At 42.3% G+C, this 12,464-nt stretch carries 12 protein-coding genes; all 12 read right to left on the bottom strand.

The window, feature by feature from the left end; all coding sequences use genetic code 11:
* Positions 1 to 347: 347 nt before the first annotated feature.
* Positions 348 to 1,139, bottom strand: coding sequence for an ABC transporter permease (locus DW981_RS13080; RefSeq protein ID WP_118508030.1), 792 nt, complete (start codon positions 1,137 to 1,139; stop codon positions 348 to 350).
* A 12-nt stretch (positions 1,140 to 1,151) separates the two neighbouring features.
* The gene (locus DW981_RS13085; RefSeq protein ID WP_118508031.1) at positions 1,152 to 2,987 is read right to left on the bottom strand and encodes a glycosyltransferase; all 1,836 of its coding nucleotides are present in this window, start codon (positions 2,985 to 2,987) and stop codon (positions 1,152 to 1,154) included.
* Between the two features lie 45 nt (positions 2,988 to 3,032).
* Complete coding sequence (locus tag DW981_RS13090; RefSeq protein ID WP_118508032.1) at positions 3,033 to 4,052, bottom strand: glycosyltransferase family 2 protein; 1,020 nt, start codon at positions 4,050 to 4,052, stop codon at positions 3,033 to 3,035.
* On the bottom strand, positions 4,052 to 5,224 hold the full coding sequence (locus DW981_RS13095; protein WP_182434289.1) for a glycosyltransferase: 1,173 nt from the start codon (positions 5,222 to 5,224) through the stop codon (positions 4,052 to 4,054). Before DW981_RS13095 ends, DW981_RS13090 begins: the two co-directional genes overlap by 1 nt.
* A 7-nt stretch (positions 5,225 to 5,231) precedes the next feature.
* Complete coding sequence (locus DW981_RS13100; RefSeq protein ID WP_182434290.1) at positions 5,232 to 5,954, bottom strand: amino acid ABC transporter ATP-binding protein; 723 nt, start codon at positions 5,952 to 5,954, stop codon at positions 5,232 to 5,234.
* Positions 5,955 to 6,090: 136 nt separating this feature from the next.
* Positions 6,091 to 7,548 (bottom strand): ABC transporter substrate-binding protein/permease, encoded by a 1,458-nt coding sequence (locus tag DW981_RS13105; RefSeq protein ID WP_243034765.1) that lies wholly within the window; start codon positions 7,546 to 7,548, stop codon positions 6,091 to 6,093.
* Positions 7,549 to 7,571: 23 nt separating this feature from the next.
* Positions 7,572 to 8,219, bottom strand: coding sequence for an HAD-IA family hydrolase (locus DW981_RS13110; protein WP_118508034.1), 648 nt, complete (start codon positions 8,217 to 8,219; stop codon positions 7,572 to 7,574).
* 91 nt (positions 8,220 to 8,310) lie between these two features.
* Positions 8,311 to 8,865 (bottom strand): elongation factor P, encoded by a 555-nt coding sequence (efp, locus tag DW981_RS13115; RefSeq protein WP_022024346.1) that lies wholly within the window; start codon positions 8,863 to 8,865, stop codon positions 8,311 to 8,313.
* Between the two features lie 61 nt (positions 8,866 to 8,926).
* On the bottom strand, positions 8,927 to 9,454 hold the full coding sequence (locus DW981_RS13120; RefSeq protein WP_118508035.1) for a shikimate kinase: 528 nt from the start codon (positions 9,452 to 9,454) through the stop codon (positions 8,927 to 8,929).
* Between the two features lie 73 nt (positions 9,455 to 9,527).
* Positions 9,528 to 10,301: a type I 3-dehydroquinate dehydratase gene (gene aroD / locus DW981_RS13125; protein WP_118508036.1), complete on the bottom strand. Its 774-nt coding sequence runs from the start codon at positions 10,299 to 10,301 to the stop codon at positions 9,528 to 9,530.
* A gap of 263 nt (positions 10,302 to 10,564) precedes the next feature.
* The gene (gene ilvC / locus DW981_RS13130; RefSeq protein WP_022024342.1) at positions 10,565 to 11,587 is read right to left on the bottom strand and encodes a ketol-acid reductoisomerase; all 1,023 of its coding nucleotides are present in this window, start codon (positions 11,585 to 11,587) and stop codon (positions 10,565 to 10,567) included.
* Positions 11,588 to 11,703: 116 nt separating this feature from the next.
* Positions 11,704 to 12,222 (bottom strand): acetolactate synthase small subunit, encoded by a 519-nt coding sequence (gene ilvN / locus DW981_RS13135; protein WP_022024341.1) that lies wholly within the window; start codon positions 12,220 to 12,222, stop codon positions 11,704 to 11,706.
* Between the last annotated feature and the right edge of the window lie 242 nt (positions 12,223 to 12,464).

The following is a 12,464-nucleotide window of genomic DNA, read 5'->3' on the forward strand; positions in this document are numbered from 1 at the left end:
TACGTCACGTTACTTAATGTCTCTGAAATACGAGACATAAGTAACGACGAGCGCAAAGTCCCTTTCAAAAATGATGATTACCTTGCTTCCGGGACTTCGAGTTTCCGAAGGGCATGTAAATCAATCATCAGAGACAACAAAATCTAGAAATCACCAAAAACGTAAATGCGGCAAGGCAATTACTATAGTTCTCTGTCGGCAGAAACCACGATGTTGTGGCTGCAAAATTCTTAGTATTCTTTGACATAATAAGCAATATGTGGTTTTGAAATAACTTCCGGTATGGGAAGTATGAGTTACTTATTATGTGGTCCTTGAACAAATTTTGGAGGTGTGAAGTGTGTGTTTTATATATATAGGATAAACTGATCTTGTCCTTTCGTAAAGATCCATGTTCCAAATAGCAGCATTAGGAAGGCATCAATGCATCCGTACAGCACCATATGCGGATCCGGAAATACTCCGTACAGAGTCAGGCATCGAAGCTGTGCAACATATGCATACATTGGATTGAGATGAACGACGAGCCAGTGCAGCTTATCCGGCAAATACTCTACCGGATAAAACATTGGCGTCAAATACATCCATGCTGTCGTTATCGCATTATAAATATACTGGATGTCCCGGAAAAATACGTTTGCTGCGCTTAACAACATTCCCAGACCAATATTGAACACATATAACTGTGCTACTACAATAGGGAACAGCAGCAGGTACCACGTAAAATGTCCTTTTGTAAATAACATAACGATCAGCAGCGCTCCAAAGGAAAAAATGCAGTCTATTAACCCACTGGTGATCTTAGAGACGGTAAATACATATTTCGGAAGATACGTCTTTTTAAGCAGTGCTGCATTCCCGGTAATTGCCCCAAGAGCCTGATGGGTAGATATATTCATAAAATTAAATAACACTTGTCCGCTCATTAAATACACGGGATAATTCGGTATACTCTTCTGATGAAACATATGTGAAAACACGATTGCCATAATGACCATGATAAACAATGGATTCAAAATACTCCATAAATACCCCAGCACGCTTCGACGATACTTGAGTTTCAGATCTCGGGAGATCAATTGTCCCATCAGATCTTTGTATTTGATAAATCCCCGTATTCTTGCTATAAACAACCGCATGATAATTCCTCTCTAACCTATACTCAGGTATTTTTTCCAAAAATCACTGGAACAGAGTTCTGCGTTGTTTAACACATAGTCCTGAACCGTGTCCTCGTATTTTCTCTTTAGTTTCCAAGCAGCCTTTGCATAACGAAACAGCGTCACAAATGCCATACCTCTCTTACGCTTTACCGTAAATCCACTACCACTCTGCGGATCATAGTACAATACATTTTTGAGTCGATATAGATGTGTAGCATGACACCCCATTGGCAGTGCCGTCAACTCCTTCTTGCCAAATAACAGCCATCCATTCAAAGTCAGCTTATGTTTGAGCGAAAACGTGTACTTGCGGTACAGATCTTCCTTCCGCATCGGATCTCTGCTTGCCTTCATTTCATAAAGCTTCTTGACTACATTTTTCGGATGGTAGCCCATCTCCATGATTTCCTCATGCACGAGGATCGGATCATGTGTCTTGAAATATTCCGGTCCCTCCAAGAAATCTTCTACCGCACGCAATGTCAGCAGCTGATCATCATACCGATATTTGAGCATCTGATGTACCAAATGGCGGAACACACGCTTACACGTATCCTCTACCGGTCGACGTGGTTCATATAATGCATTCATGATCAAACTGTTACGCATATCATAGTACTCCATCGCAGACTGTTTGCGATTCTCAAAGGAATCATGCCATACCCCGATACCATTCATCGTCATGATCGGCCATCCCATCCTTCTTCCGTACTCTATATCATCAATATGTATAAAAAAGGGCAGTGGAAGTTCATTCTTTTTGTTTTCTAAAACCATTGCGCAATACCACCAACCATTATATTCTACATCTTTTTCCAACTCATTGACAATAAGATCTTCTTCACAAAGAAGATTAAATCCGTTTCTGCCGAATTCTACATGGTCAAACATCCATCTTTCGCCTTTGGCATGCTGAATATACGGATAATCCATTCGCATCAGCGATCCACCAAGTATACTACAGCGGAAATTCGGTCGGATAAAAGAATATAGCATATACGTTCGATAAATGCTTTCCGGCTCCAAACGGATATCATCATCCAAAAACAATATATGTGTCCATTCTTTATTAGGATCCTCAAGCGCCTCCAACAGACACCGCACAAAGCCACCGGTCCCTCCGACATTCTTATTTTTCATAACTTTGACACCACGGTCTGGATAATCACTTTCTGTCAGCGTACCCCCATTGTCCGCAACAAATACACCTATGTTATCCGCTAAAATACTCTGTTCAAAAAATGTGGTATAGATCTGTTGAAGGATCGTGCGCACACTTTCCTCCCGATGATATGTACATATTCCAATGGCAAGATTGACCGGTTTGGCCTCATAGCATGTTCTTGCCACAACCTGTCCACCGTACAATTCACAATCTGATTCCGCATCAATTACAATAAATATATTATTATCCAGTGCATCAGCCATAAAACCAAATTCATATAATCTGGTTTCATCGGAAATCGTACGTTTCATCCCCAATAATTTACGATCTACCCCCTCTTCCTCATCAAAACCGGTCTCCCACAAATAAATCTTTGCCGATCCACGCAATAAAATCTGGAATGTATAAGTGTGAATATCCGCATATTTATTCCATTTTCCAGCCGGAAAGATATTAAAAAAGGAACACGTCGACAACGAACAATCGGCCGGTATCCTAACTTTTCCATGTCTGCATTCCGGCTGCTGTCTGGTCCAGCGAAAATAGATCTGGGCGTAATTAGAATCCATGTCCTCATTATCCGGGAATATAAAATGATGAATAACCGTTTTTTTTCTGTCTAACGTTTTACCCTGTATCTCCTCGATCTTACTTGCCATATGTCCTCTCCTCACTGTATTTTGGTAACTCTAACATGATGTGACTTATCTATAGTGCAATGTGTGTTGCAGTCTCAACAAGAAACTTGCTGCAGGATAGATCCTATAGTTTGTGCGATATAATAATTTTACTGCACGGTTGTTGCAGGCATGAAATATTTCGGGATTGTTCGCTTCGATTGTGTCTACAAGCTGTTTGATCTTCATTTTCCAGCGGCGGCTTGATCGAAAACTCAAATAAATTTTAACTTGACTTGTCATTAATTTTGCTGCCCCTTTGGCAAGATACGCTCTTTTCGCCAAACTACTTTTGTCTTCCTGTTCATATAAACGAATAATGCTTTGTAGTACCTTTTCATGCTGCAAATAATTCTTCTGCATACTCTCTAAATTCATACTCTGACCATCTGTTCCCAGTCGATATTGATATACTATCCCCGGCAAAAATACAACTGTCTCGATATAAGGCACCGGTCTCAAAACATACTGTGCATCTACATAAAAACAATGCTCATCCAACTGAATATTGTGCGACTGCAGCAAGGCGGTTCGAATCGTCACTGCATGCATATTAAGATAAACCTTATCTGCTATTTCATCAAAGGAATAGATATGTTGATATTGCTTCTGTGCGAAATCAGTCTTGATCCGGCGTATTTCCTTTCCATCACGATGACGTACCCAACAATAATCTGTCACGACAACATCTGATCTTTCTCTATTATCCATCAAATAGCATACAACTGTCAAGAGTTCTTTTGTATCTACCCAATCATCTCCATCTACTGTCTTGAAATATTCTCCCTGTGCCAGTGCCAGCGCATGATTGACCGCGGCACCATAACCACCATTTTCCTGCGAAACAAGACGAAAAGACTCTGGAAATCTGTTGATATATTTTTTCACTATGTGTGCCGTAGCATCCGTAGATCCATCGTCGATCACCACAATATCCAATGCCGGAAGGAGTTTCTCATCCACAAAAGAATCCAAACATTGTGCAATGTATGGCGCGACATTGTATGCCGCAACCGCAATGGTCAATACTTTTGCTGTATGTGCCATCAACGCCTTCTCCTTCCTGCATTGTCTTCCTGCAGCACTTCTTGATACAGTGCTCTCATTTGTTGATCCACCACTTGTGTAGAAAATTGTTTCACACGCTTTTTGTTCCACTCTCCCATCAAGTTTCTGCGCACATCACGTGGAACTGCACTTTCTGCATCTTTTTCCGTAAACATGCGGCGAATCTTAACCGCATAATCTTCCGGATCAAATCCCTGTACCAAATAACCGCCTTTGGTATGCTCGATCAGATCATTCACTCCGCGGATATCCGATGCGATCACCGGCAGCCCTGCGGCCATTGCTTCCATCACCGCTACCGGAAGCCCCTCCTGATAGGAAGGCAGTACAAAACAGTCTGCACGGGCAAGCCATTCTGAAATATTCTCCTGATATCCTGCCAGAAAGACCCGGTGCTCCAACCCTAGCTCTAGGATACGCTGCTGTAACATTTTCTGCTTGTCACCGGTTCCACAAATAACATATCTCAGATCCAGATCACGAAGCAATGCCATTGCCTCTATCATAAGCTGATGATTTTTACGTGCAGACAACTCCCCTACACTTAATAACATCTTCGGCGTCGTTTCCCGCATTACTCTGGCATTCGGAGCAGTTTCTTCAGGCAGCGGCACACCGACACCGGGCACATATACCACGCATCCGCGCACCGGAAATGACTGAACTCTATCATAATCTTCGTGATTGATGACGATCAGCCGATCCGTATAACGTGCCAAAAAGTACTCCACCGGATAATACAGCCAATTGCGAAGCGGCGCTCCTGTATAGAAATGCAGACCATGTGCCGTATATAATACCGGCACATGACGTCCGGTCTGTCGATATACCTTCTGCGCTGCCAAGCGGCCTACAACTCCACTCATCGGCATATGACAGTGAATCATTGCAAACTCTTCTTCCATAAGAAGCTTTACCAATTGCAGATAGCTTTTCTTCACTTGACGTGAAAACGGTGACTTGACAAAATCGATCTGATGCCTTATCACTCCGGTCCCGTCCAATCTGTGATTATCTTTGCCATACACTACATTATTAAAATCGGATGCATAATGTACCTCATATCCCATATCCTGTAGTATACGCACATGTTTCATTTCATGCTGCGGTATGAAACCACTCACCCTCGTTACCAATAATACTTTCTTCATAAGACAATTATAATATTTTGGATAAAAACTCCTGTAATCTCGCATTTTTAGGATGATCAAACAGCTCTTCCGGTGTTTCATCTTCCTGAATAGTACCATCATTAATAAAGAGGACACGACTTGCCACTTCTCTCGCAAAACCCATCTCATGCGTTACTACAACCATCGTCATTCCCTCTGCAGCGAGCTCCTTCATTAAAGCAAGTACCTCACCTACCATCTCAGGATCCAAAGCTGACGTCGGCTCATCAAACAACATGACATCCGGATTCATAGCAAGTGCACGCACAATGGCAACACGCTGTTTCTGCCCGCCGGACAGCTGCGACGGATAGCTGTCCGCTTTATCGGACAGACCTATGCGTGTCAACAGCTCCAAGGCCTTCTTTTCGGCATCTTCTTTGCTCATCTTCTTCCGCTTTACCGGTGCTAGCATAATATTTTCTTTGATCGTCATATTCGGAAACAGATTAAACTGCTGGAATACCATTCCGATCTTTTCTCTCATGACATCAATATCAACAGATGCATCCGTAATATCCGTTCCCTCAAAGGAAATAATACCATCTGTCGGTACTTCTAACAGATTTAATGACCGCAGAAAGGTTGATTTACCACAACCGGATGGGCCAATGATCGCAATCACTTCACCTTTGCAGATCTGAATATCAATCCCCTTTAAAACCTGGTGTTCTCCAAAGGCTTTATGCAAATCATGTACATCGATCAAAACATTATCTTTTTCTATTTTATTACTCATATTTATTCTCCCCTGTTGCTGCATTAACGTTCGCTGTTTCGTAATTTACGTTCCAACTTATTGACACCGGCCGACAGGATCATTACTGTCACAAGATAGACAATAGCTACGGCAAATAGTGCATATATGCTTCATACGTAATACTACGGACAATATCTCCACCCTTCGTCAGATCCATCATACCAATATATCCACTGATAGAAGTCTCCTTGATCAGTACGATAAACTCGTTACCAAGTGCCGGCAAAATATTCTTAAATGCCTGTGGAATAATGACACTGCGCATTGTCTGCCAATAGTTTAAACCAAGGCTTCGTCCCGCTTCAAACTGTCCCTGATCGACGGACATAATACCGGAACGCATAACCTCTGAAACGTATGCTGCAGAGTTCAATCCAAATCCAATGATCGCCACTACTATCTTGTTTTGTACCGAAGTCAAAATAACGTAATAAATGATCATCAACTGTACAACAGCAGGCGTCCCTCGCATTACTGTGATATAGATCCTGCACAGCGCATTCAATATTGGCCAAGAACCGTTACGATCATGGCTGGTACGGATCAGGGAAATGATCAGACCAAATACAATACCAATAATGATCGCAAAGAACGTGATAACCAGTGTATTGCCAAAACCTTTTAACAAATATTCATAACGATGTTCTTTGACAAAGTTATTATAAAATGCCTCTCGGAAAGTCTGTTTCTTCATAACCGACTTAGTTCCTTTTACGATAACAACCTGTTTGGCTGTTGTATATTTGTTGGTGAAATCAATATTTTTAAGACGATCCTCTGTCACAGTCATTCCGGCGGCACCTACATCTACTTTACCGGAAGTAACAGCCGTAATGATCGAATCAAAATCCATGTTCTGAATCTCTAGGTCCATACCAAGGCGATCACATACTGCCTGCATCATATCCGCATCAATACCAACAATTTTTCCCTTATCATAGTATTCATATGGTGGAAATTCTGCATTAGTCGCCATCGTCAATTTTTTCTTTTTCGGATTTTTTGGATCTGCCTGATAACGATCTTTGCCGGCATTCACACCGATATAGTAATCATTGATCTTCTGCATCGTGCCATCTTTTGTGATCTCGTCCAACGCCTGATTGATCTGCTCGCGCAGCGTATCATTTCCTTTGGCAACACATACTGCATAGTCCTCATTTGCGAACTCATCTTTTAAGATCTTTAATTCCGGATTCTTTTCACAATAAGCTTTTGCCGGCTGCTCATCAATAATAACAGAATCGATTTTGCCAACTTTCAGTGCCTGAATGGCATCGGCTCCTTTGTTGTAACGCTCTACCTCGGTACCTTTATTTTCCTTGGCATAATCCGTTGAATAGATATCTCCCGTTGTACCAATCTGTACACCAATCTTACGGCCCGCAAGATCATCTACCGATTTTACTTTCTGTACGGCATTCTTTTCTGCCATCTTTTGTTCATGGATCCGTTTGAACTGCACCGCACCAACAGCAGCTGCTACCAGCACAAACAAAATTATTACTTCCCATATGATCTGTTTCTTTCTTTTTGTTCTCATCTTTTCCTCTTTTCCAATCCTTTTTATTGTAACAAGCGCAGGCATTCTTCCGTATCCTGTGCAAAGACTTTGGCGCCATACTGTTCTAGTAGTTCTCTCTCTCGAAAGCCCCACAAAACGATCACGCTGTCTAATCCCGCATTGATCGCCGTCTGCACATCAACCTCTGAATCACCGATATACACTGCATCTTTCTTTGTGATCTGCAAGGTATCCAAAACATGCTCTACTGCGTCCGGTGCCGGCTTGCGTCTGACTCCTTCTCTCTCTCCGACAGCGAAATCAAACAGACCATCGAAATAATCTTTACACAATTCCTGCACTGCCATATCTGCTTTATTGGACACAACTGCCGTTTTGCAGCCTTCTTTTCGCAACGTACGGATCAAGTCTAAAATCCCATCATACGGTTTCGTCTTGTCCGCACAGTGCTTCGCATAGTAGTCCAAAAAATATCGATATACTTCATCAATCCGTTCTGTACTAAGTCCCGATGGCACAGCCCTTTCGATCAGTTTACGAATCCCATTGCCCACGAAATGTCTGACATCCTCTATGGAATGAACCGGATAACCGAAATGCTCCAACGTTGCATTCGTGCTGTCAGTCAGATCTTCTAGCGTATTTAGTATCGTCCCATCCATATCAAAAATGACTAATTTATATTTCATGTCTATCCTCTTCTCATCTCTGCACAAAAGGCGCAACCCTCAGGAATACATGATCCCTTATGAATTGCGCCTCCTATCCTATGCGTAATAATTATACACGCTTCAAATATTCACCTGTACGAGTATCGATCTGGATCTTATCTCCAGTCTCAACGAACAATGGCACATTTACCTGTGCTCCAGTCTCAACAGTAGCCGGCTTATTAGCACCTGTTGCTGTATCGCCCTTAAATCCTGGCTCTGTCTCTGTTACTTCAAGCTCAACAAACAATGGTGGCTCAATTGCAAATACCTCTCCACCATGAGAAAGCATCTTAACCATCTCATTCTCTTTGACAAATTTCAAGGAATCGCCAACCTGATCCGCCGTCATATCAATCTGATCATATGTCTCGACATTCATAAAGTGATACATATCATCACTGTACAAATACTGCATATCTGCACGCTCAATATGTGCCTGTGGGCACTTCTCTGTCGGACGGAATGTTTTCTCGACAACTCCACCACTCTTAATATTCTTTAACTTTGTGCGGACAAATGCTGCACCTTTACCAGGCTTAACATGCTGAAACTCAATAACCTGATATACATTTCCCTCAAATTCAATGGTCAAACCATTTCTGAAATCACCTGCTGATACCATGATAAAAATCCTCCTTAATTGTATATGCGTCTTGATTACTACGCAAAATCCTGTATACAGTTTATCCTATTTGAGCATATTTTTCAAGTAATTTTTGTGCAACCTGCTTCGGCGTACAGCCATCTGTCTCTATAACAATATCAGCCGCTGCACAATACTTTGATTCTCTTGCTTCCATCATCTTTGTAATATACGGTATATTCATATTTCCATTAAGGAGCGGACGGTTTGTACTGTCTTTAACATGCTCATAAATCGTCTCCGGAGTTGCCGTAAGAAGCACGATCTTGCCCTGCTCCTTCATCTTGTCCACGTTCACCTCGCGCATCACCATGCCACCGCCACACGAAATGATCCCCGGCTCCAGATCACGCAGCCTTGTCAATATTTCTGTCTCTCTCTGGCGAAAATATTCCTCCCCCTCTTCAGCAAAAATATCCGGAATCGATTTATGCTCCTGTTTCACGATCATTTGATCGGTATCAAATTCCTTTGCGCCCGATAATTTACTAAGCGCATGAGATGTAGCCGTTTTGCCTACGCCCATAAAACCGATCAAAAATATATGTTCTTTTAACTGTGTTTTCACCGTGCTCCTCCATTTCTTTCTACTATATCATTATGCCATTTTACACCGCTATGCAGCGCACAAACAGCTTCTTCTATGAAATCTGTAATCGCTTCAATGCAACCCGAAGCTCCTCCAAAGGAATCTGCCCCGGTGCACTTGTTTCTCCATAGCAGCCAAATGTAACTGCTGATCCAAAATTAGCACCTGCTACGCGGCTGACTGCCCCTAGTGCGCCCATCGACATAGTAATAACCGGTGTGTCCGGTATCTGTCTCTTCGCCTGCAGCGTTGCACACATTAACGTCAACACATCCTCTTTTCTCTGCGGCATCACAGCCATCTTAGGAATATCCGCACCATTTTCATGCATTGCCAAAAGACGTTTTGTAATCTGCATCTCCTGTGGCGTTCCCTGAAAGTCATGATAGGATCCAATCACCTGCACATGCTGTTGTAATGCCTGAACTGCCTCTCGGATCGTTCCTTCTGTTACAGACTCAGATTTCGAAAGCGCTCTGTCCCACCAAAACATCTCCACATCAATATAATCCACACATTCAGACTGTGCCGCTACTTGAAGCGTATGTATATATTGTTCAAACGATATTGTCAGCTCACCACCCTCGGCAGTAGTACGTATCGTAAACAGTAACGGTGTAGACCCCGTGCTGCGTCGCAGTTTCTGCAGAAACAAACACAGACGCTCATCCTCTAAAATACACGAACAATAATCTGCGCGCCATTCTATCAGATCCACCTTCGCTGCAACCAGATCCTCTGCTGTCTTTATAATCTCTTCTTCTTTCGTTCCAACGATGGGAATACATATTTTCGGTATTTCTGTATCAAACTCCAATGTATACATAAATCTATTGCCTTCCTATTGAACTGTAATAATCCTTTAAATAAAAGGGACTGTCGTACTAAGCGTCATTGAATCCCTGATCCTTAGTCAGACAGTCCCCTTCCGTATTATAAGAGAGTATACTACTCATCCTCGTCATGTAAAGTGTTCTTTACAGCCGCTATAATTGCAGCCGTTGCCGCAACAACGACAACAACCGCTACCACAACAACTGCTATCACTAATACTCCTGCCGCCATAGTATTCTCTCCCTTCTTCTCAAATTAGTTATTGATGAGCTTGTCATCCTCATTGTTCCAGCTGTAAAGCTTACGGATCTCCTCGCCAACCTTCTCTGAAGGATGCTCAGAAGCAAGCTTTCTAAGAGCTTTGAAGTGAACCTGACGACCTGCTGGGGACATATCCAATAAGAAGTCTTTTGCAAAAGTACCATCCTGAATATCAGAAAGAATCTGCTTCATAGCCTTCTTAGTATCCTCTGTAACGATCTTTGGTCCTGTAATATAATCACCATACTCTGCTGTGTTAGAGATAGAATATCTCATTCCTGCGAAACCTGACTGATAGATCAAGTCAACGATCAGCTTCATCTCATGGATACACTCGAAATAAGCGTTTCTAGGATCATAACCAGCTTCGCACAATGTCTCGAAACCAGCCTGCATCAATGCACAAACACCACCACAAAGTACTGCCTGCTCACCGAAAAGGTCTGTCTCAGTCTCAGTACGGAATGTTGTCTCAAGAACACCGGCTCTTGCTCCACCAATACCAAGTGCATATGCAAGTGCGATATCCTGTGCTTTACCTGTAGCATCCTGCTCTACAGCGATAAGACAAGGTGTTCCCTTACCAGCCTGATACTCAGAACGTACTGTATGACCTGGAGCCTTAGGTGCGATCATTGTAACATCAACATCAGCCGGAGGTACGATACATCCATAATGAATATTGAAACCATGAGCGAACATTAACATATTACCTGCTTCCAAGTTTGGCTCAATGTCCTTCTTATACATATCAGCCTGCTTCTCATCATTGATAAGGATCATAATGATATCAGCCTGCTTAGCAGCCTCTGCAGTTGTGTATACCTTAAAGCCCTGCTTCTCTGCCTTAGCCCATGACTTAGAACCTTCATAAAGACCGATGATGACATTGCATCCGGATTCCTTCAAGTTCAATGCATGTGCATGACCCTGGCTACCATATCCAATGATAGCGATCGTCTTTCCATCCAATAAGGACAAGTTACAATCATCTTGATAAAAAATCTTTGCTGCCATTATATTTTCCTCCTAAATATAAAATGTAATTTATGCAAAGCGCTGTCTTGCATGACCTCCCTGATACATTCTGTCTCAGTACAAATTCATCCAAGTAATGGCGTTTCACTTATGTATTAGCTGTCGAAGTCCACATCAAACTCATCAAACATATCTCTGGCTCCACGACTCAGTCCGGTAATGCCTGTCCGAACCATCTCCTTGATCTCATAACCATTTAACAGCTTCACAAATGCATCCAGCTTATTCTGGTTACCTGTCAATTCGATCATCAGAGTATCTACTCCGACATCAACGATCTTAGCACGGAAAATATCAGCAATAGCCACTACTGCCGGTCTTTGATCTGCTTCTACGGCAACCGTCACTAAAATCAACTCACGGCATACGCGCTCACCATGCTTTAATACCTTCACGGCACGAACATCTTCTAACTTTGCCACCTGTTTCTCAATCTGATCCAAAACCTGGTCATCCCCGCGGACAACTACGGTCATTCGGGAGTATGCAGGATTCTGCGTCTCTCCAACTGTCAGACTGTCTATATTATAACCTCTTCGGCTAAATAAACCGGCAACACGACTTAATACACCCGAAGTGTTATCCACTAAAATTGATAAAATCCTCTTCTTCATGAAATACCTCTTTCCGTGCATCAATGTAACTCTTAAATACACTAAAACTGATTGTAGCAATATGCTTCTTATTTGTCAAGAAATCATCCCGTGAATATTTTTCACTCAAAAGCCTTTTTAGACAATATGTAATGACCTCCACTTTGTAACTTCGTGGATTTACCTGTATACTAATGATTGTCAAAAGCAAATAGTAACAGGGATTACCGCATACAAAGGGAGGTCATCAAATGAATTATAAC

This window comes from Clostridium sp. AM49-4BH (genome assembly GCF_003478335.1).
In the GTDB taxonomy this organism is placed as follows: Bacteria; Bacillota; Clostridia; order Lachnospirales; family Lachnospiraceae; genus Butyribacter.

Excerpts from the sequence above, each read along its gene's own strand:
- DW981_RS13110 (WP_118508034.1), bottom strand. The coding sequence starts at position 8,219 with ATGAAATATAAATTAGTCATTTTTGATATGGATGGGACGATACTAAAT.
- DW981_RS13090 (WP_118508032.1), bottom strand. The coding sequence starts at position 4,052 with ATGGCACATACAGCAAAAGTATTGACCATTGCGGTTGCGGCATACAAT.
- aroD (WP_118508036.1), bottom strand. The coding sequence starts at position 10,301 with ATGTATACATTGGAGTTTGATACAGAAATACCGAAAATATGTATTCCC.
- DW981_RS13080 (WP_118508030.1), bottom strand. The coding sequence starts at position 1,139 with ATGCGGTTGTTTATAGCAAGAATACGGGGATTTATCAAATACAAAGAT.
- DW981_RS13085 (WP_118508031.1), bottom strand. The coding sequence starts at position 2,987 with ATGGCAAGTAAGATCGAGGAGATACAGGGTAAAACGTTAGACAGAAAA.
- ilvN (WP_022024341.1), bottom strand. The coding sequence starts at position 12,222 with ATGAAGAAGAGGATTTTATCAATTTTAGTGGATAACACTTCGGGTGTA.
- ilvC (WP_022024342.1), bottom strand. The coding sequence starts at position 11,587 with ATGGCAGCAAAGATTTTTTATCAAGATGATTGTAACTTGTCCTTATTG.
- efp (WP_022024346.1), bottom strand. The coding sequence starts at position 8,865 with ATGGTATCAGCAGGTGATTTCAGAAATGGTTTGACCATTGAATTTGAG.
- DW981_RS13095 (WP_182434289.1), bottom strand. The coding sequence starts at position 5,224 with ATGAAGAAAGTATTATTGGTAACGAGGGTGAGTGGTTTCATACCGCAG.
- DW981_RS13105 (WP_243034765.1), bottom strand. The coding sequence starts at position 7,548 with ATGAGAACAAAAAGAAAGAAACAGATCATATGGGAAGTAATAATTTTG.